The organism is Cyanobium gracile UHCC 0139 (assembly GCF_034931325.1).
In the GTDB taxonomy this organism is placed as follows: domain Bacteria; phylum Cyanobacteriota; class Cyanobacteriia; order PCC-6307; family Cyanobiaceae; genus Cyanobium; species Cyanobium gracile_B.
Window position 1 is genome coordinate 18,952 of sequence record NZ_JAYGHX010000016.1, and the last position, 18,411, is coordinate 37,362.

General features: G+C 70.4%; 18 protein-coding genes. 10 read left to right on the forward strand and 8 right to left on the reverse strand.

Annotation, left to right across the window (positions count from 1 at the left end; all coding sequences use genetic code 11):
• Positions 1-5: 5 nt before the first annotated feature.
• A complete protein-coding gene (locus VB738_RS15975) occupies positions 6-698 on the forward strand; it encodes a dihydrofolate reductase family protein (protein WP_323306684.1) in 693 nt (230 codons plus the stop codon).
• Here the strand turns inward: VB738_RS15975 and VB738_RS15980 are convergent.
• Positions 680-1,117, reverse strand: a complete 438-nt coding sequence (locus tag VB738_RS15980) for a hypothetical protein (protein WP_323306685.1) — start codon at positions 1,115-1,117, stop codon at positions 680-682. The genes VB738_RS15975 and VB738_RS15980 overlap by 19 nt on opposite strands.
• Positions 1,118-1,197: 80 nt before the next feature.
• Here VB738_RS15980 and VB738_RS15985 point away from each other — a divergent pair, with 80 nt between their 5' ends.
• On the forward strand, positions 1,198-2,427 hold the full coding sequence (locus tag VB738_RS15985) for a GNAT family N-acetyltransferase (protein WP_323306686.1): 1,230 nt from the start codon (positions 1,198-1,200) through the stop codon (positions 2,425-2,427).
• The gene (locus VB738_RS15990) at positions 2,390-2,773 is read left to right on the forward strand and encodes a DUF4346 domain-containing protein (protein ID WP_323306687.1); all 384 of its coding nucleotides are present in this window, start codon (positions 2,390-2,392) and stop codon (positions 2,771-2,773) included. Before VB738_RS15985 ends, VB738_RS15990 begins: the two co-directional genes overlap by 38 nt.
• A 32-nt stretch (positions 2,774-2,805) precedes the next feature.
• On the opposite strand, the gene VB738_RS15995 is transcribed toward VB738_RS15990, so the two are convergent.
• Both VB738_RS15995 and VB738_RS16000 read right to left on the reverse strand, forming a co-directional pair.
• Positions 2,806-3,327, reverse strand: a complete 522-nt coding sequence (locus tag VB738_RS15995) for a hypothetical protein (protein ID WP_323306688.1) — start codon at positions 3,325-3,327, stop codon at positions 2,806-2,808.
• A gap of 98 nt (positions 3,328-3,425) precedes the next feature.
• Positions 3,426-5,036: a B12-binding domain-containing radical SAM protein gene (locus tag VB738_RS16000; protein ID WP_323306689.1), complete on the reverse strand. Its 1,611-nt coding sequence runs from the start codon at positions 5,034-5,036 to the stop codon at positions 3,426-3,428.
• 181 nt (positions 5,037-5,217) lie between these two features.
• On the opposite strand from VB738_RS16000, the gene VB738_RS16005 reads away from it, so the two are divergent.
• The gene (locus VB738_RS16005; protein ID WP_201295751.1) at positions 5,218-5,334 is read left to right on the forward strand and encodes a cytochrome b6-f complex subunit 6; all 117 of its coding nucleotides are present in this window, start codon (positions 5,218-5,220) and stop codon (positions 5,332-5,334) included.
• Here VB738_RS16005 and VB738_RS16010 read toward each other — a convergent pair.
• Entirely contained in the window at positions 5,321-6,550 is a 1,230-nt protein-coding gene (locus VB738_RS16010; RefSeq protein WP_323306690.1) for an MFS transporter, read from the reverse strand. The two genes, VB738_RS16005 and VB738_RS16010, sit on opposite strands and share 14 nt — an antisense overlap.
• Positions 6,547-7,941 (reverse strand): 30S ribosomal protein S12 methylthiotransferase RimO, encoded by a 1,395-nt coding sequence (rimO, locus tag VB738_RS16015; RefSeq protein WP_323306691.1) that lies wholly within the window; start codon positions 7,939-7,941, stop codon positions 6,547-6,549. Before rimO ends, VB738_RS16010 begins: the two co-directional genes overlap by 4 nt.
• Positions 7,942-8,063: 122 nt before the next feature.
• Between rimO and VB738_RS16020 the strand changes: the two genes are divergently transcribed.
• Positions 8,064-8,990 carry a vitamin K epoxide reductase family protein gene (locus VB738_RS16020; RefSeq protein ID WP_323306692.1) on the forward strand — a complete coding sequence of 309 codons (927 nt, stop codon included), beginning with the start codon at positions 8,064-8,066 and terminating at the stop codon, positions 8,988-8,990.
• A gap of 31 nt (positions 8,991-9,021) precedes the next feature.
• Here the strand turns inward: VB738_RS16020 and nadB are convergent, their stop codons facing one another.
• The 3 genes from nadB to VB738_RS16035 all read right to left on the reverse strand — a co-directional run bounded on the left by nadB (position 9,022) and on the right by VB738_RS16035 (position 12,075).
• Positions 9,022-10,665: an L-aspartate oxidase gene (gene nadB, locus VB738_RS16025; RefSeq protein ID WP_323306693.1), complete on the reverse strand. Its 1,644-nt coding sequence runs from the start codon at positions 10,663-10,665 to the stop codon at positions 9,022-9,024.
• Between the two features lie 154 nt (positions 10,666-10,819).
• Positions 10,820-11,197 carry a photosystem II complex extrinsic protein PsbU gene (gene psbU, locus VB738_RS16030; RefSeq protein ID WP_323306694.1) on the reverse strand — a complete coding sequence of 126 codons (378 nt, stop codon included), beginning with the start codon at positions 11,195-11,197 and terminating at the stop codon, positions 10,820-10,822.
• A gap of 131 nt (positions 11,198-11,328) precedes the next feature.
• Positions 11,329-12,075, reverse strand: a complete 747-nt coding sequence (locus tag VB738_RS16035; protein WP_323306695.1) for a DUF3120 domain-containing protein — start codon at positions 12,073-12,075, stop codon at positions 11,329-11,331.
• Positions 12,076-12,146: 71 nt separating this feature from the next.
• Between VB738_RS16035 and VB738_RS16040 the strand changes: the two genes are divergently transcribed.
• The 5 genes from VB738_RS16040 to VB738_RS16060 all read left to right on the forward strand — a co-directional run.
• Positions 12,147-13,019, forward strand: coding sequence for an undecaprenyl-diphosphate phosphatase (locus VB738_RS16040; protein ID WP_323306696.1), 873 nt, complete (start codon positions 12,147-12,149; stop codon positions 13,017-13,019).
• Between the two features lie 55 nt (positions 13,020-13,074).
• Positions 13,075-14,469 (forward strand): TIGR03279 family radical SAM protein, encoded by a 1,395-nt coding sequence (locus tag VB738_RS16045; protein WP_323306697.1) that lies wholly within the window; start codon positions 13,075-13,077, stop codon positions 14,467-14,469.
• Between the two features lie 59 nt (positions 14,470-14,528).
• The gene (locus VB738_RS16050) at positions 14,529-16,205 is read left to right on the forward strand and encodes a TolC family protein (RefSeq protein ID WP_416233193.1); all 1,677 of its coding nucleotides are present in this window, start codon (positions 14,529-14,531) and stop codon (positions 16,203-16,205) included.
• A 6-nt stretch (positions 16,206-16,211) separates the two neighbouring features.
• A complete protein-coding gene (locus VB738_RS16055; RefSeq protein ID WP_323306699.1) occupies positions 16,212-17,606 on the forward strand; it encodes a BCD family MFS transporter in 1,395 nt (464 codons plus the stop codon).
• On the forward strand, positions 17,603-18,411 hold an 809-nt coding region (locus tag VB738_RS16060), incomplete at its 3' end, for an inositol monophosphatase family protein (protein WP_323306700.1). The genes VB738_RS16055 and VB738_RS16060, both read left to right, overlap by 4 nt.

Below are 18,411 nucleotides of genomic sequence, written 5' to 3' on the forward strand. Positions count from 1 at the left end.
CAACGGTGGACCCCCGCCGAAGCGACCCGCGGCCCGAGCTGCGGCTCGTGCTGGCCGTCAGCCTCGATGGCCGCCTCGCGCCAGCCGAAGGGGGGGCAGCCCAGCTGGGGGGCGTCGCTGATCGGGCGGTGCTGGAAGAGGCCTTGGCTTGGGCCGATGCCGTGCTGGTGGGTGCCGAGACACTGCGGCGCCACGGGAGCACCTGCCTGATCCACAACCCTGGTCTGCTTGAGGCCCGCCGCTCCCAGGGCCGTCGCGCCCAACCGATCGCCATCGCAGTCAGCCGCAGCGGCAGCTTCCCCGACGCCTTGCCCTTCTTCCGCCAGCCCCTGGAGCGTTGGCTCCTGCAGGCCGCCCCGCGGCCCCCCGCCGCCCCTGCCGAGGGCTTCGAGCGTCACCTGCCCCTGGAGGGCTGGGGCAAGGCCCTGGCGGCCCTGGCGGCCCTGGGCCAGCGGCGCATCGCTGTGCTGGGGGGGGCTCAGCTGGCGGCGGCCCTGGCGGCCGAGGACCTGCTCGATGAGCTCCAGCTCACCGTGTGTCCCCGCCTGCTGGGCGGCCCCCACGGCTGGCTGCCGCCTGACGCCTGGGTGGCCCCGGAGGCCCGGACGGGCTGGCGGCTGGTGGAGCACCGGGCGCTGCCGGGGGAGGAACTGCTGCTGCGCTGGCGGCGGCCCGGGGTTCAGGGCGTGACCTCCTGAAGGCCGTAGCTGCCGAAACGCCTGCCGAGCTCCCGCAGCGGCATGTCCCGAAGGCTGTCGGTGGGCAGGCCGAACATCCTGGCCAGGCAGCGCTTGACCACCACTTCGCTGTCATCGCCGAAGCGGCCGCTCACCATCTCGGTGAGCACCCCCAGGCTGCGGCCGCTGTTGTCGGTTTCCTCGATCAGGCACTTGCTGGTGGGCACCGCCAGCTTGCGACAGGGATCCTGAAGGCTCTTCTCCAGATCCGCCCGGCCAGCGGAGACCGTCTCCACGCAGACCCGGGTCAGCTGGTTCTCGAGCTGGGGACGCAGCAACATCAGCACCGGCCGCAGCAGCCCGGCCCTGGCGGGCGCCGCAGGCACGACAAGCGCCGCAGCGGCCGTCAGCAGCACCAGGATCCGCAGGGGCTTGGCCATGGCGGGGGAAGGACGCTCGGTCGCAGGGAATCAACCGTTAGTTTTGCGCCTGCCCCCTCCCCACTGCGTTGCCAGCGGCCATGGCCGAGCTGCAAGTCCGCTGGCATCAGGCAACGCAGGAGGTTCCGGAAGACCAGTGGCAGGCTCTGGTTGGGGGCACCAGCGAGGCCTCAACCGAGACTGTGGATCGCCCCTTCTACGGCTGGCGCTGGCTGCACCACCTGGAGGCCAGCGGCAGCATCGTGCCCCGCCAGGGCTGGCAGGCCTGCCATCTGGGGCTCTGGCGCGGCGGGCGGCTGGTGGCCCTGGCGCCCCTTTACCTGAAGGGCCACAGCTACGGGGAATTCGTCTTCGACCAGTCCTTCGCCCAGCTCGCCGGCCAGCTCGGCCTGCGCTACTACCCCAAGCTTGTCGGCATGAGCCCGGTGAGTCCGGTGCAGGGCTACCGCTTCCATGTGGCCCCCGGTGAGGACGCGGCGGCCCTCACGCAGCGGATGCTGGCTGAGATCGACGGCTTCTGTCGCCGGCAGGGGATCCTCAGCTGCAACTTCCTCTATGTGGATCCGGCCTGGCAGCCCCTGGCGGAGGCCGCCGGCTGCGCCCTGTGGATCAACCAGCAGAGCGAATGGCGCAACCCGGGCCATGGCGACTTCGAGGCCTATCTGGCCAGCTTCAATGCCAACCAGCGGCGCAACATCCGCCGCGAACGCCGCTCCGTGGCGGACGCGGGTCTGTCCGTCACCCCCCTGGCCGGTGAGGACATCCCGCCGCGGCTGCTGGAGCGGATGCACCGGTTCTACGAGCAGCACTGCAGCCGCTGGGGGCCGTGGGGCAGCAAGTACCTCACCGAATCCTTCTTCCAGGCGGCCGCCACCGATCTGCGCCAGCACCTGGTGATCTTCAGTGCCCATCGGGGCGATCCGATGGTGCCCCTGGCGATGTCGCTGTGTGTGCACGATGCCACCGGCCTCTGGGGCCGCTACTGGGGCAGCGACATCGAGCTCGACAACCTGCACTTCGAGGTCTGCTACTACGCCCCGATCGCCTGGGCGATCGAGCGGGGCCTGGAGAGCTTCGACCCCGGGGCCGGCGGCAGCCACAAGCGGCGACGGGGTTTCGTGGCCCAGCCCCGGGCCAGCCTGCACCGTTGGTACGACCCGCGCTTCGATGCCATCCTGCGGGACTGGCTGCCGGGCGCCAACCGGGAGATGCAGGCGGCGATCGCGGCGATGAACGCGGAGCTTCCCTTCACCGCTTCCTACGATCCCCCCCATGCACCACGACCCGAACCCCCGACAGAACCTGGATGAGACGCTCTCCCAGCGCTTCATCCACCTTGATGCGGCGGGCTACTTCCTGATCAAGGTGGATGTCGCCGCCGGTGAGCTGGTGGCCGAGCACTACGCCAACGGCATCGATGAACGGGGCCTGGCCACCGACCCCGACACCGGTGAAGTGCTGAGCTGCCGGGGCGGCGACCCGCGGGCGCCCCGGGCCGTGTACCGGGGCCGCAGTGCCAAGGAGCTCGGGATCGCCCTGACCGAGGGAGACGGCCCCCACCCCCTCTCGCGGCTCGACCATGCCCTCTATCTGGGCCGGGAGCTCCAGAAGGCGGAGCATTGTCTGGTGGCGGGCCTGCCCTACGTGCAGGACTAGCACCACCCCGCCCGGGCTCCCCAGGTTCGGATTCAGCCGGCGGCGACGAGACGGCAGCGGCCGTCCATCATCAAGGCCCCGCGCCCACCCCCCTTCTGCATGGCGTTTTCCTGGAAGGTGAGGGTGCGGCGGTCGATCGTGGTGTGGTGCTCCACGTCGTGGTGCTGGTCGGGATGCAGAACCGTCGGGGGCTTCAGGGCCGCGAGTCCCGGAAGCGGCTGGCCGGTCGGGGCATGGCCCATGGCCACCTCATCGCCGTCGTTGTCAGAGAGGTGGAAGTTGTTGGATTCCTTCTCCAGAAAGGTGATCCGGTCGCGGGAACTTTTCACCGGCAGGGTCTGGCCGTCGGCGAAGCGCACCCGATCGTCCCCCCGCCCCACATCCACGCGGAAGTCGATCTGCCCGGTGGGATCGTCCCGGTGGCGGCAGATCATCGACTGGGGGCCCAGGGGATCCCAGCGGCTCAGGGCCAGGCCCAGCAGGCCACATCCGGCGAGGACCGCCAGAGCCGACGTGCGGGTGAGCAGACCCTTCGGGCCAGGCGGCTTCGGCATCACTGCGTCAGAGATGCAACACCTTGACCGTACTCCCGGTGCCTGATGCCGCCCAGCAGGCTGTCTCCAGCCCCGATCTCTCCAGGACGGCTGGAGTTCTAGGCGGGCTGGAGCTCCCGGGTGGTTTCGCGGGATCCCTCGGGCGGTTCCGGGGGCAGGGCGGCGAGCTGGTCCTGGATCTCGCGGGTCACCACGCCCCGATACTCCTGGAAGTGCTCGTTGTGGGCGAGGGTGACCAGGAACTGCTCCAGGTTGTTGGGGTTGCGGCGGGCGATGGTGAACAGGGAACGCCAGAAGCGACCGCGGGTGTCGCGCTTGAGACCCTGACGCCAGATCACGATCAGCAGGGCGCGCACATCGGTCCAGCTGGGCAGGCTGGCCTTGCCGAAGGCCGCCGCCGGCACGTACTGCTGCCAGCGGGGCTGGCCCATCTTCAGGTAATAGTGCGTGACCCGGTCGATGTAGGCGTTCGGCTCGTAGAGGCGGCAGAAGGCGTCGACGTACTCGTTGGCGATCTGGCGGATCGGCCGGGTGGGCACGAAGTTGAGCAGGTTGGTCTGGTTGACGCCCTTGGCGTCGGTTTTCTCCTGGACCAGCCGGCCTTCCTTCTCGAGGCGATGCCAGAGGCCGGTGTTGGGCAGGGCCTGCAGCATGCCCATCATCGCGGCGGGGATGCCGGTGCGGCTGACGAACTCGACGATGCGATCGCCGGCTCCCTGCTTCTCGCCGTCGAAGCCGATGATGAAGCCGGCCATGACCCGGATCCCGTAGGAGGTGATCCGGTCCACCGATTCCTCCAGGGAACTGCGGGTGTTCTGCAGCTTGCGGGCCGTCTCCAGGCTGGCCTCGTCGGGGGTCTCGATGCCCAGGAAGACGCTGTCGAAGCGTGCCTCGGCCATCATCAGCATCATCTCTTCGTCGGAGGCGAGGTCCACCGACGCCTCGGTGGCGAAGCTGAAGGGGTAGCCGTGGGCGATCTGCCAGCGCTTGATCTCCGGAAGCAGCAACTTGGCGTTGCGCTTGTTGCCGATGAAGTTGTCGTCGACCAGGAAGATCGAGCGGCGCCAGCCGAGGTCGTAGAGGTACTGGAGCTCCGCCACCAGCTGCTCGGGAGTCTTGGTGCGGGGTTTGCGGCCGTAGAGGACGATGATGTCGCAGAACTCGCACTGGAAGGGGCAGCCGCGCGAGAACTGGACCGACATCGAGTCGTAGGCCTCCAGTTCCAGCAGATCGAAGCGGGGAATGGGGGTGCCGGTGACGTCGGGCTTCTCCCCTTCGGCACTGAAGCGCCCCTGGCGTTCGCCGCGCTCGATCGCCTCGATGAACATCGGCAGGGTGATCTCCCCTTCGTCAAGCACCTTGAAATCGGCCAGCTGCAGCTCAGGGGCATCCGGGGTGGAGCTGGCGAAGGGGCCACCCACCGCCACCGGCAGGCCCCGCTGCTTGGCCTTGGCGATCTGGGCGGCCATGTCGGCCTTCTGAACGATCATCCCCGAGATCACCACCAGTTCGGCCCATGTCCACTCGGCCTCAGTTACCTCGCGGACGTTGCGGTCGACGAGCTTCATCTCCCAGGTCTGGGGCAGCAGCGCCGCCACCGTGACCATGCCGAGCGGGGGAAGGAGAACCTTGCGGTTCACCAGCTCGAGAATCTTTTCGTAGCTCCAGAACGTTTTCGGGAACTCGGGATAGATGAAGAGAGTGCGCATGCTGCAGGTGCTTGGGGGATGGTCCGGGGCGGATGGTCCGTGGGCGATAGCGCGGCTGCGGCAGGGGCTCGGGCTGATTCCGCTGCGCCGCAACCCTAGGCGGTTTCGGTAAATGTTCGATGGTTCTACCCCCTCCTCCCCTGGCCTGGGGCCGGAAGGGGGCGGATCCTCTGCTGTAATGATGGCGTTCCTCGCAGCAGCGTCCGTGGGTGTGGTGATCTATCTGGCGCTCGTTGGTGGCGGGCTGACCGCCGCCTTCCTGGCCACTGTGGTGCTGAAGGGCGTCAGGCTGATCTGAGCCGCAGCGCACCTTTGCGCCCCAGCTCCAGCATCCCCACCACCAGCCCCAGGCCGCCGAGCAGGGCGAAGGTGGACGGCAGCCCCACGGTCATCGCCAGGGCGGCAGCCACCAGCCCGCTCACGCCACCGCCGCCGAGAAAGGCGATCTGCCCCAGACCGGCCATGCGGCCGCGCAGGGCCATCGGGGCCCCCACCTGCAGGATCAGGTTCGAACCGGCCAGCAGGCCGGCAGTCCCGGCCCCCAGCAGCAACGCCATCGCCAGGGCGGCCGGCCCCCCCGAAACCGCGGCCATCCCCAGCTGGGCCAGAGCCACCGCCACGGCGCACCCCCCCAGCAGCAGCGCCGGCCGTTCACTCAGGGCGCGACTGTTGCGTTGCAGCACCACCCCGCCGACGATGCTGCCGGCCGCCAGCACGCTGGTGAACAGGCCGAGGGCCTGCGGGGACGGCCCGATCACCTCAGCGGCGATCAGGGGCGCCAGGCCCGGATGGAAGAAGCCCACCAGGCAGGCCACGGTGGTGAAGCGCAGCACGTGGCGCAGGGTCGGGCCGCAGCCGCGCCAGGCGGCCCCGAGGCTGGCGCCGGCGCCCCCGGCGCTGCCCTGCTCCAGCTCCCGGTGCGGCCGCAGCAGCCAGATCACGGTGGCGATCGGGAGCAGGTATGAGGCCGCATCGATCGCCAGGGCCATGGCGGGCCCGGAGAGCGCCACGAGCCAGCCCCCCAGGGGAGGACCCACCAGCTTGCCGACGTTGAAAACGACCGAGAAGCTGGCCAGATAGGGGGCCACCTGCTCCGGTCGTTCCACCAGCAGCGAGCAGTACTTGCTGCGGGCCGTCAGCTCGAAGGAACTGGAGACGCCCACCACCAGGGTGCTGAGCAAGAGCAGCACCACCTGAGCCACCCCCTGGAGCAGGGGAATGGCCAGGGCCCCCAGGGCCGCCCCGGCGAACAGGCCCCACTGGGAGCGGATCAGCACCCGCTCGCAGCCCAGCCGATCCGTGAGCACCCCCGCCCGGCCGCTGACCACCAGGCTCGGCAGGGCCAGGGCGGCGAAGTGCAGGGCGAGCAGCAGCGGATTGCCTGTGCCGGCCATCAGAATCCAGCCCTTGGCTGTCAGCCCGGCGAAGGAACCGGTGGTGCTCAGGCCGGAGGCAAGCAGAAACAGGGGGCGCTGGCGCCGCTGCAGCCAGCCGTCTCCGCTGCCGGGACTCAAGCCCGGCTCCGCGTCGCCGCCAGGGCGTCGCTCACCATGGCGCCGGCCCCCACCACCTCGCCGCGCAGGTCATAGGTGTCGGCGGCCGTGATCCGCACCGGCACCATCGTGCCCGGAGCGGCGCACAGCCCCCCCTCGCCGGGGCTCACATGAACCTCCCCGTCCACGTCGGGGGCGAAGCGGGCGCAGCGGCCCAGCATCGCGCCGCTGGTGGGGTTGTCCTGCTCGATCAGCACGTCCACGATCCGGCCCACCGAGGCGGCGTTGCGCTCGGCGGCGATGGGCTGCTGGAGGGCCATCAGCCGGTCCCGCCGCTCGCTGGCGACCTCGGCGGGCACCGGATCCGGCAGATCGGCGGCGGCGGTGCCGTCCTCGGGGGAGAAGGTGAACACGCCCACATGGTCGAAGCGCTGCTCGGCCACGAAGGCCAGCAGGTGCTCGAAGTGCTCCTCGGTTTCCCCGGGGAAGCCGACGATGAAGGTGGTGCGCAGCACGGCGTCGGGCAGCTGGTCGCGGATGCGCTGCAGCAGGGCGCCGTTGACCCCGGTCTGCCAGGGACGGTTCATGGCCCGCAGCACCTCCGGGTGGCTGTGCTGCAGGGGGAGATCCAGGTAGGGCAGCACGTTGGGGACGTCCCGGTAGGCGGCCAGGACGGGCTCGGTGAGACCGGTGGGGTAGGCGTAGTGGACCCGGATCCAGGGGATCTCCACCTCCCCCAGGGCCCGCAGCAGGTCGTCGAGGCGGGGCCTGCCGTAGAGATCCAGCCCGTAGTTGGTGGTGATCTGGCTGATCAGGATCAGCTCCTTCACCCCCTGTTCGGCCAGCTGGCGGGCCTCCGCCACGATCGATTCGATCGGTCTGGAGCGCTGGTCGCCCCGCAGCCGGGGGATGATGCAGAAGGCGCAGCGGTAGTCGCAGCCTTCGGCCACCTTCAGGTAGGCCACCGCCTCGGAGGTGGTGCGGTAACGGGGCAGGTGCTCGTCGCCCACGAAGGTCGGCACCGGGCTCACCCGGTTGACCCGCTCGCCGGCCTCCACCCGCTGCAGCACCTCGACGATGTGCTGGTAGTCGCCGGTGCCGACGATGGCCTTGGCCTCCGGCAGCGAATCGAGAAGTTCCTGCTGGAAGTGCTGGGCCAGGCAGCCGGCGATGATCAGTTCCTTGCCCTGTTCCGCCAGTTCCACCAGGGTGCGGACCGACTCGGCGCGGGCGTCCTGGATGAAGCTGCAGGTGTTGACCACCACCACCCGTGCGTCGCTCTCATCGGCGCTGACCCCGTAGCCCGCCTCGGCCAGCAGCCCGAGCATGTGTTCGGTGTCCACCCGGTTCTTCTCGCAACCCAGATGGGTGAAGGCCACGGTGGGCCGTTCTCGGCCGGGCTGGGGGGGCATGGTGCTGCGGGAGAAAGGGGGTGACGGGCCTGCGGCCCGCTGGGGCCGGGCGGCAAACGCCGACCTCCACCCTATGCAAGCCCCCGCGGCTGCGAGAATCGCACCGAGATCCGTCGGTCCCCGTGACTTCCACCCGCCTCGCCAGTCGCCTCACGAGTCGCCGCCGCCCCGAGCCGGGTCGCCGCTGGGCGCGGGTGGTCATGGCCGTCCTGGCCACCATCGGCGTGATCGACACCGCCGCGATCACCCTCAACCGCTGGGGGGTCATTGGTGACCTCAGCTGCCCCGGTGGTGCCGAGGGCTGCGACAAGGTCCTCAACAGCCCTTGGGGAAGTGTCTTCGGCCAGCCCCTGTCCCTGTTCGGCTTCCTCGCCTACGGTGCGGTGCTGGTGATGGCGGTGCTGCCGCTGCTGCTGAAGGGCGAGGCCCGCACCTCCGTGAACGGTCTCAGCTGGTGGGGCCTGTTCCTGCTCAGCGCCGGCATGGCGATCTTCAGCCTGGTGCTGGTGGGGGTGATGGCCTTCCAGATCAAGGCGTTCTGCACCTTCTGCCTGATGTCGGCCGCCATCAGCCTGACGCTCTTCGTGCTCAGCCTGATCGGGGGCGAATGGGAGGACACCGGCGCCCTGCTCTTCCGGGGCGTGCTCACGGTGCTGGCCGTGGGCCTGATCGGCCTCGGCTGGGCCACCTCCCTCAACCGACCTGAGTCGGCCACGGGCCCGGGGATGCCGATCCCTGTCACCTCCACCAGCACGCCGGCCACGATCGCCCTCGCCGACCATCTCACCGCCACCGGAGCGGTGATGTACTCGGCCTACTGGTGCCCCCACTGCCACGACCAGAAGCAGCTCTTCGGCAAGGAGGCTTCCGCGAAGCTCAAGATCATCGAATGCGCCCCCGACGGTCAGAACAACCAGGCCGCCCTCTGCGCCAGCAAGAACATTCAGGGCTTCCCCACCTGGGAGATCAAGGGCCAGCTCGATTCCGGCCAGAAGACCCTCGCCCAGCTCGCCGCCCTGAGCGGCTACAAGGGCCCGATCGCCAACTGAGCCGCGCTCTCTCACGCCTGATCCTGTCGCTTCACTCCAGCCCCACCGGGCTGGTGAAGGGTGAGCGCCCCCGCAGCTGGAGCGTGTGGCGCCGCCAGAACGGCTGGGGCGCCGGGGCATCGGTGCGGTGATGGCCGCCGCGGCTCTCGGTCCGGAAGGCGGCGGCCTCCATCAGCAGCTCCGCCAGCACCAGCCGCTGGCGCAGGTCCTGCAGCAGCAGCAGACGGCGGCTCTGGTCCGGCGTCAGCGACAGTTCCTGGTTGTGGGGCAGATCATGGGCCCGACGTAGCAGGGGGGAGCGTTCATGGCCGGAGCGCTCCCAGCGCACCCGTCGCATCGCGCCGATGAGATCGACGCCGCGGCGCTCCACGCCGGCCACCTGCCAGCAGAGGCGGCGCAGGTCGGCGATCGCCGCGATCAGGGCGGCCTCATCGGGGCCCGAGCGCGCTTCGGCCTCGCTCAGGGCCGGGGCCTCGCAGGGGCCGTCCAAGGGGGCGGGGGGAAGGGTCTGGGGCTGCAGACGGCGCAGCCGGCGGGCGAAGACGAGGCATTCCATCAGCGAGTTGCTGGCCAGCCGGTTGGCCCCGTGCACACCGGTGCTGGCCACCTCCCCCACCGCGTAGAGGCCCCTCAGGCTGGTGGCGGCCTCCAGGTCGGTGCCGATGCCCCCCATCCAGTAGTGGGCCGCAGGGGCCACCGGAATCGGGGCGTCGCCGGGGGCCAGCCCCAGCTCCCGGCAGCGGCGCAGGATGGTGGGGAACTGGCGCTCCAGCCGTTCGCGACCCACCGGCCGCAGGTCGAGCCACAGGTGGGTGACCCCCTGCTCGGCCATGCAGCGGGCCAGGGCGCGGCTCACCTGGTCCCGCGGCGCCAGATCGCCCCCCTCCAGGCGGGCCACCGGTGAGCGGCCCGCGTCATCGAAGAGCCGGGCCCCTTCGCCGCGCACCGCCTCGCTGATCAGGAAGTGGGGGGCGTCCGGCAGCATCAGCGCCGTGGGGTGGAACTGCACGAATTCCAGATCCCGCACCCGGGCGCCGGCGCTCCAGGCCATGGCGACCCCGTCGCCGCTGGCCTGGGCCGGGTTGGTGGTGTGGGCGAACAGATGGCCGCCGCCGCCGCTGGCCAGCACCACCGCCCCGGCCCGCAGCCAGCGCAGCCGGTCGCCTTCGAGCACCTGCAGGCCAAGGCACTGGCCGTTCTCCACCCACAGCTGCAGGGCGGGGATGCCCTTGCGCTGCTCCAGGCCGGGGCGGCGCCGCACCTCCCGCTCCAGGGCATCCACCAGGGCGCCCCCGGTGCGGTCCTGGGCGTGGAGCACGCGGCGGTGGCTGTGGGCCGCTTCCAGGGTGGTGCTCAGACCCTGGGGGGTGCGATCGAAGTCCATGCCCAGCTGCACGAGGCGCTCGACGCAGGCCGGCGCCTCCCGCACCAGCACGTCCACCGCGGCTGGATCGCAGAGCCCGGCGCCGGCCTTGAGGGTGTCGGTGATGTGGCTGGCGAAGCTGTCGTCGGCTCCGGTCACCGCGGCGATGCCGCCCTGGGCCCAGCGGCTGGCCGACGGGGGGGAGCTGGATTTGCTCAGCAGCAGCACCCGCAGCTGGGGGGGCAATTCCAGGCAGGTCATCAGGCCCGCGGCACCACTGCCGACCACCACCACGTCCCAGTGGGTTGCCATGCGCGGATCCGGCTCATCCAAGCGGCTGGTTCACCCCTTCGCACCGTGCCTTCTGCAGCCGAGCCTATGGGACGGACGGCGGCGGGCCTGCGGCCACAAAAAAACCGCCGTGGGAACGGCGGTTGCGAAGGGGCGGGGCAGGAGCTCCTGGAGCTCAGCGATACACGCCGTCGTTGATGCGATCGAAGCCTTCGTTGAGGGCGATCGCCGGGGGGGTCACGGTGAAGTTGTCCTTGTACTTGTTGAACAGCTCCCGCTGGCGGTCGGTCAGGTCCAGTTGCAGAACGTCGTCGACGCTGTCGTAGGGCCCGCCCAGAACGATCTTGCCGGCCAGGGTCGGATACATGCCGGGGTACTGCTGGAACCGGCGCACCGAGGCGTTGTTGAGATCCACCTTGCCGACGCTCTCGGCGAGCTTGTCGTCGATCTCGTTGCGACGCTCCGCAGCGAGGGCGGCACCGGGCAGAAGCAGGGTCACGAGCAGACCGGCCAGGACCACACCACTCATCAACCAGGCAAGCAGCCGCTTCATCACGACACTCCTTAGGGGGATAGAACCAGGGGACCCTGGCAGGGACAGGGCGGTGATCCGCAGATCACCCGTGCAACGTTACAGAAACCCCTCGGGTCTCCCTGCGCCGGCGGCCGCGCTTTTGCAGTTCTTCAGATCAGGCCGCTCAGGTGGGGGGCCAGCAGGGCGGCCCCCAGGAACAGGCCATCGACGGCCAGGGTGGTGCCCACGGCCGCGGCGGCCACCCGCCAGGGGCCGCCCAAAGACCAGAGGCGGCGGCAGAGGACCAGCAGCAGGCCCGCCGCCAGAGCGATCAGGGCCAGGGGCCAGGGCTGCAGGACCTGGAGGGCGGCGCCCTGGAGCAGGAGCGGAGCTTGGGTGAGGGGGGCGTTGAGCACCCGGGGCCAGAGGTCCATGAGGCCGGCGGCCGCCATCACCCCATCGGTGCTGGCGGTGCCGAGCAGGGAGCCGAGGTAGAAGGCGCCCGCCAGGCGCCAGCGGCCGCCCAGGCCAGCCACCGCCAGGGGCAGGGCGAAGGCCTCGATCGGCAGATGCATCACCGGATGGAGCCGGAACCAGCCCCAGAAGAGGCAGCCCCCCAGCCAGCTGCCGCTGAAGCCCACCAGCAGCACGCCCAGCTGCCGCCACGGGCCCTGGCCGTGGCGCTCCAGCAGCAGGGCGAAGGCCATCAGGGGGACGGTGAACAGGGTCGCCGCCATCGGCGCGGAGCGCACCCAGGGGGCCTGCAGGAACACCGGCACGGTGACCAGCAGGGCGGCGGCGAGCGGCAGCACAGCCGCGTGCGGGACAGCGCCGAGCCGCAGGTCCGGGAGGGCCTCGGAACGGGCGGAAAGGGTGGGTGGGACCCCGAGCACCTGGTTGTGAAGAAAGTTGTGCAACCTTAAGGGGGTGGAGGGGTGCTTCCGTGACCCGTCCGGCCATAGGGTCAGCCCCAGTATCGGCTCCCCCCATGCCGCTGGTCGCCACGGCCGCCGCCCTGCCCCTGGTCGAGGCCTGCTGGCACGCCTTCGTTCTGGGGGTCGTGCAGGGGCTGACGGAGTTCCTGCCGATCAGCAGCACGGCCCACCTCAAGGTGGTTCCGGTGCTCCTGGGCTGGGGTGACCCCGGGGTGGCCTTCACCGCCGTGATCCAGCTCGGCAGCATCGCCGCCGTGCTCGGCTATTTCCGCAAGGATCTGGCCGAGGTGGGCAGGGGAGTGGCCCGGGCCTTCCGCCATGGCCAGTGGAACGACCCGCCGGCCCGTCTGGGGGTGGCGATCGTGCTGGGCACCGTGCCGATCCTGCTGGCGGGCCTGGCCATCAAGGTGCTGCTGCCCGGCTACGAGACCTCCCCCCTGCGCAGCCTGACCTCGATCGCCATCGTCTCGATCGTGATGGCCCTGCTGCTGGCGGTCGCTGAGTTGGTGGGCCGCCGTCGTCGGCTGCTGGAGGCCGTCACCCCCCGCGACGGCCTGCTGGTGGGACTCGCCCAGGCCCTGGCCCTCATCCCCGGGGTGTCCCGCTCGGGCAGCACCCTGACGGCGTCACTGTTCGATGGCTGGCAGCGCTCCGACGCGGCCCGCTTCTCCTTCCTGCTGGGCATTCCCGCCATCACCCTGGCCGGCCTGGTGGAACTGAAGACGGCCTTCGGCTCGGTCGAGACCGGCGGTGTGATTCCGATGCTGGTGGGCATCGCCGCGGCGGCGGTGGTCTCCTGGCTGGCGATCGCCTGGCTGCTGCGTTTCCTCCAGCAGAACAGCACCTGGATCTTCGTCGGCTACCGGCTGCTGTTCGGTCTGGTGATCCTGCTGGGCTTCCGGGGGCTGGAGGGGACCAGCCCCTGAAGGGGCGGGACCGCCACACTGGAGCCAACGTCCCTTCGCCCCGCCGTCACCTCCCGTGTGGAAGGAGCCCTCCTCAGCCCTCGCCGGGCCCCCTGCCCTCGCCGGGCCGGTCACCCAGCCCCGGCCTGCCCTTGTGGCCACGGTGGAGCCGGGCTCGATCGCCGAGGAGCTGGGGTTCCAGCCCGGTGACCGCCTGCGCAGCATCAACGGCATCCGCCCGAGGGATCTGATCGACGTCCAGGTGCTGCAGGGCGAGGAGGAACTGGTGCTCGAGGTGGAGGACCCCGACGGCACCCTGCACGTGGTGGAGCTGGAGAAGGACCTGGACGAAGGGCTGGGGCTGGGCTTCAGCGAGGCCCTGTTCGACGGACTGCGCCAGTGCAACAACCACTGCCCCTTCTGCTTCATCGACCAGCAGCCGCCGGGGCGCCGCGACAGCCTCTACCTCAAGGACGACGACTACCGGCTCAGCTTCCTCTACGGCTCCTATCTCACCCTCACCAACCTCACGGCGGCCGACTGGAGCCGCATCGAGGAGCAGCGCCTCTCGCCCCTGTTCGTGTCGGTCCATGCCACCGATCCGGAGCTGCGCAGCCGTCTGCTGGTCAATCCACGGGCCGCCCTGCTGCTGGAGCAGCTGGCCTGGTTCGCCGAGCGGCGCCTCCAGATCCACGCCCAGGTGGTGGTGTGTCCGGGGCTGAACGACGGTGAGGCCCTGGATCGAACCCTCACCGACCTGGCCCGGTTCGCCAGCGGACCGTGGCCCGCCGTGCTCTCCACCGCCGTGGTGCCGGTGGGTCTGACGCGCTTCCGCCCGGCCGGCGATGCCCTCCGGCCGGTGGACCGGGAGGTGGCCCTGGAGGTGATCGCCCGGGTCGAGCGCCTGCAGCCCGCCTTCCAGGCCAGCACCGGCAGCCGTTTCGCCTGGCTCTCCGATGAGTGGTTCCTGATCGCCGGCCGGCCCCTGCCGCCGCGGGCCAGCTACGAGGATCTGCCCCAGCAGGAGAACGGGGTCGGCAGCATCCGCGCTTTCCTGGAGAATCTGGAGGGGGCCACCCGGCACCTCCCCGCCCGGATCGCCACCCCGCGCCGCTGCAGCTGGGTGGTGGGCCGCCTCGTGGCCGAGGCCCTGCAGCCGGTGGTGGAGCGGCTTAACCGGGTCGAGGGGCTGGAGCTGGTTCTCCATGGCCTGCCCAGCCCCTACTGGGGTCAGGAGCAGGTGGTCACCGGGCTGCTCACCGGCTCCGACCTGATCGAGGGCCTCCGCGGCCGGGACCTGGGGGAGGAACTGCTGCTGCCCCGGGTGATGCTGCGGGAGGGGGAGGAGGTGTTTCTCGACGACACCAGCCTCGGCGATCTGTGCTCTCGACTGCCTGTGCCGGTTCGATTGCTGGGGGGTGCGGACGATCTGGTGGCCGCCTGCCTCGGCACCCCACGGGGAGATGCTTAAGCTCTGGCTGAAGCGAACGGTCCAACGTGAGGCGCCAACCACTCCTGCTTGCGGCACTGGTGGTGCTCCCGTCGTTCGGCCTCAAGGCGCCGCCGGTGCTTGCCGAGACGGCCCCGGTCCCCGCCAGCCCGAGCCTTTCCGCCCCTCAGGCCCTGCCCCTGGCTCCTGAGGTCAAGGGTCCCAGGCCCAAGTCCAACCCCACGGTGCTGGCCCCGGCCGCCAAGGAGCTGCCCCCGGGTCTGCAGGATCTGGTGGCCCCCAACCCGCTGGCCCTGCCGGTCAAACCGTCTCAGGTGCGCATCCGGGAACTCCGCCCCCTCGGCCTGTCCGATGTGGAAACCCTGGTCGAGGTCAACAACCCCGAGCTCAAGGCGATCGCCAGCCAGGTGGAGCAGGCCCAGTCGGCCCTGCGGGCCCAGATCGCCCTCTGGTATCCCACGATCCAGCTCAACGCCAACAGCCTGCCCAGCTACACCGGGGGTCAGCAGTTCAGCAGCGCCTTCACGGGCACCGGCCAGCAGCCCGGCAACACGATCACCAGCATCTGGCGGATGTCGGCCGTGCTCCAGGCCAGCTGGGGCCTGATCAACCCCACCCGCACGCCGCAGATCGCCGCCGCCCGCGACCGCTTCGAGCAGGCCAAGAACCAGTACCTGATCGGCCTGCGGGCGCGGCGCCTGGAGGCGGCCGAGGCCTTCTTCGATCTCCAGGTCTCCGACGAGACGGTCCGCATCGGCCAGGAGTCGGTGCGCTCCTCCCTGGTGAGCCTGCGGGACGCCAAGGCCCGCTTCCAGGCCGGTGTGGCCACCAAGCTGGAGGTGCTGGAGGCCGAAACCCAGCTGGCCCGTGACCAGCAGGTGCTCACCCAGGGTCTGGCCGACCAGGCCATCGCCCGCCGTGCCCTGGCCGCCCTGCTCGACCTGCCCCAGGACGTCACCCCCACCTCAAAGGAGCCTTCCCGGGTGGTGGGTTCCTGGCTGCCGTCGCTGCAGGAGAGCATCATCGCCGCCTACGCCTTCCGCGAGGAGCTCGACAACGTCCTGCTCAACATCTCGATCGCCAACAGCGAGGCCAATGCGGCCCTGGGCGCGGCCCAGCCCTTCCTCAACATCGCCTACAGCCTCACCGGCGGCCGCACCCGGGGCGTGCAGTTCGCCAACCGCAGCACCCCGGGGGTCAACTTCGGCAACGAGGGCTGGTCGGTGGAGAACACGGTGGGTCTCAACCTCAGCTGGACCCTCTTCGACGGCGGTGCCGCCCGGGCTAACTACCGCCGCCAGAAGCAGGTGGCCCAGGAGAACTCCTTCCAGTTCGCCCAGCAGCGCGATGCGATCCGCCAGCAGGTGGAAACGAACTTCTACGAACTCGAGAAGAACAACCGCAACATCACCACCACCTCCCGCGAGGTGATCTCCACCCGGGAATCCCTGCGGCTGGCCCGGCTGCGTTTCCAGGCCGGCGTCACCACCCAGCGGGAGGTGGTCGACACCCAGCGCGACCTCACCCAGGCCGAGGTGCGTTGGTCGACCGCCATCTCCGACTACAACAAGGCCCTGGCCCGGCTGAGACGCTTCACCGGCCTCGACCAGGTCGGCCTTTGCCAGCGCCAGCCCCTGCCGGCCACCAGCCCGAGGGCGGCCGGCACCTCCGAGATCCCCGTGGAGCCCCAGCCCCTGATCCCGGCCTGCCGGGCGGGCAGCCCCACCGGGTCCGAGGCGATGCCGCCGGGGTCCTGACGCTCTTTGTCGTCTCCCCTCCGCCCCGGCCTGACCCTCCCCGCCACGGTGCGCCTGGGTCTGTTCCAGGGTTGCCTGGGCTGCCTGGCCGTCATCTTCTCGGGGCTGCTCAACCGGATCATGCTCAGTGAGCTGGGCTTCCCCGGGCTGCTGGTGGGTGGTGCCCTGGCCTTCGAGCAGTTCGTGGCCCCCTCCCGGGTCCTGTTCGGCCAGATCTCCGATGCCCACCCCCTGGCCTCCCGCCACCGCGTTCCCTATGTATGGATCGGCACAGCGGCCTTCTGCCTGCTGGCCGTGCTGTCGGTGCCGCTGATCTTCCAGGTGGGGCGCCTGCTGGAGGAGGGCAGCCAGCCCGGCCTCGCCTTCGGGATCGCCGCCCTCTGCGGGCTGTTCGCCCTCTACGGCCTGGCGATTTCCCTGGCCACCACCCCCTACCTGGCCCTGGTGATCGACCGCACCAGCGAGCAGGAGCGGCCCCGGGCGGTGAGCATCATCTGGTGCATGCTCACGGTCGGCATCGTCATCGGTGCCGTGTCCATCGGCGTGAGCCTGCGCTCCCTCGACGGCGTCAGCGATCCAGCGGTGCTCGAGGCGACCCTCTCCCGTTTCATGGCGTCCGTGGCCGGGGCGGTGATGCTGCTCACGGTGGTCGCCACCTGGGGCATGGAATCCCCCCTGCGGGAGCGCAGCGACGGGACCGTGGTGCCGCGGGAGGATGCCATCGGCCTGCGCCAGTCCTGGACCCTGATCACCTCCAGCCGCCAGGTGCTGATCTTCTTTTCCTTCCTGATCCTGTTCACCCTGGCGCTGTTCCTGCAGGATCCGGTGCTCGAGAGCTATGGCGCCCAGGTCTTTGGCATGCCGATCGCCGCCACCGCCCAGCTCAACGCCTTCTGGGGAGTCGGCACCCTGGTCGGCCTGCTGGTCGCGGGACTGTGGGTGGTGCCCCGGCTCGGGAAGATGGCCACCGCCCGCCTCGGCTGCCAGCTGATCGCCCTCTCCCTGCTGCTGCTGCTGCTGGCGGGCCTGACGGCCAGGATCCCCTTTCTGCAGGCCGTGATGGTGCTCTTCGGCCTGGCGGCCGGCATCGGCACCAACAGCGCCCTCTGCCTGATGCTCGACCTCACCCTGCCCCAGGCCGCCGGCACCTTTGTCGGCGTCTGGGGCCTGGCCCAGGCCCTGTCCCGGGCGATCGGCAAGCTCCTCGGCGGCGGCCTGTACGACATCGGCCGGTCTCTGCCGCTGGGTGACGGACCGTATGGACCCTTCGCCCTGGTGCTGGGCGTCGAGCTGCTGGTGGCCCTGGCGGCCCTGCTCCTGCTCGGGTATGTCAACGTGCGCCAGTTCCGGGAGGACACCTCCCGCAGCCTCAGCCAGGTTCTGGAGATGGAATTGGGATGAAGGTTCCCACCCCACACCCCCTCGATCCCCGTCTGGAGTCCCTGCTCGACAGGGTCGCCGATCGTCAACGGGCCGACTTCGGCCACAGCCAGCCGGATCTCAAGGCGGATGGGTCCTTCATCACGGCCTGCGATCGCTGGAGCGACGCCACCCTGGTGGAGGGACTGGCCGAGCTGTTCCCCGGTGAGGGGGTCCTGAGCGAGGAGGGGCGCCAGCAGGTGCCGGCCACCCCGGCCTACTGGGTGGTGGATCCCCTCGATGGCACCACCAATTTCGCCGCCGGCATCCCCTACTGGGCGATCTCGATCGCCCGCTTCGAGGCCGGTGTGCCGGTCCTGGCGATCCTTGATGTGCCGCCGCTGCGGCAACGGATCGTGGCCATCCGGGGGGAGGGGGCCTGGCGCAACGGCAAGCCCATCCCTCCGCCCGCCCAGCAGCTCCACAACGCTGGCTGTGCCTCGCTTTGCAGCCGTTCGATCCGGGTGCTGCAGAAGCTCCCCCACCGTCCCTTCCCCGGCAAGATCCGGTTGCTGGGCGTCGCCAGCCTGAATCTGGTGTCGGTGGCCATGGGGCAGACCATGGCAGCCCTGGAGGCCACACCGAAGATCTGGGACCTGGCCGCAGCCTGGCTGGTGCTCGAAGAGCTGGGCTGTCCCCTGCGCTGGCTGGGGGCGAGCCCCCGCGGGCTGCAGGCCGGCCAGGATTTGGCCCTCACGGACTTCCCGGTGCTTGTGGCCAACCGCCAGGAGACTCTGGAGCGCTTCATGCCGTGGGCGGAAGCGCTGGAGATCCAGGGTCCCGTCAA

Bases quoted from the DNA above. Each gene is read 5' to 3' on its own strand.
- VB738_RS15980 (WP_323306685.1), bottom strand. From the start codon at position 1,117: ATGGCCAAGCCCCTGCGGATCCTGGTGCTGCTGACGGCCGCTGCGGCG.
- VB738_RS15985 (WP_323306686.1), top strand. From the start codon at position 1,198: ATGGCCGAGCTGCAAGTCCGCTGGCATCAGGCAACGCAGGAGGTTCCG.
- VB738_RS15990 (WP_323306687.1), top strand. From the start codon at position 2,390: ATGCACCACGACCCGAACCCCCGACAGAACCTGGATGAGACGCTCTCC.
- VB738_RS15995 (WP_323306688.1), bottom strand. From the start codon at position 3,327: ATGCCGAAGCCGCCTGGCCCGAAGGGTCTGCTCACCCGCACGTCGGCT.
- VB738_RS16000 (WP_323306689.1), bottom strand. From the start codon at position 5,036: ATGCGCACTCTCTTCATCTATCCCGAGTTCCCGAAAACGTTCTGGAGC.
- VB738_RS16005 (WP_201295751.1), top strand. From the start codon at position 5,218: ATGGCGTTCCTCGCAGCAGCGTCCGTGGGTGTGGTGATCTATCTGGCG.
- rimO (WP_323306691.1), bottom strand. From the start codon at position 7,941: ATGCCCCCCCAGCCCGGCCGAGAACGGCCCACCGTGGCCTTCACCCAT.
- nadB (WP_323306693.1), bottom strand. From the start codon at position 10,665: ATGGCAACCCACTGGGACGTGGTGGTGGTCGGCAGTGGTGCCGCGGGC.
- psbU (WP_323306694.1), bottom strand. From the start codon at position 11,197: ATGAAGCGGCTGCTTGCCTGGTTGATGAGTGGTGTGGTCCTGGCCGGT.
- VB738_RS16040 (WP_323306696.1), top strand. From the start codon at position 12,147: ATGCCGCTGGTCGCCACGGCCGCCGCCCTGCCCCTGGTCGAGGCCTGC.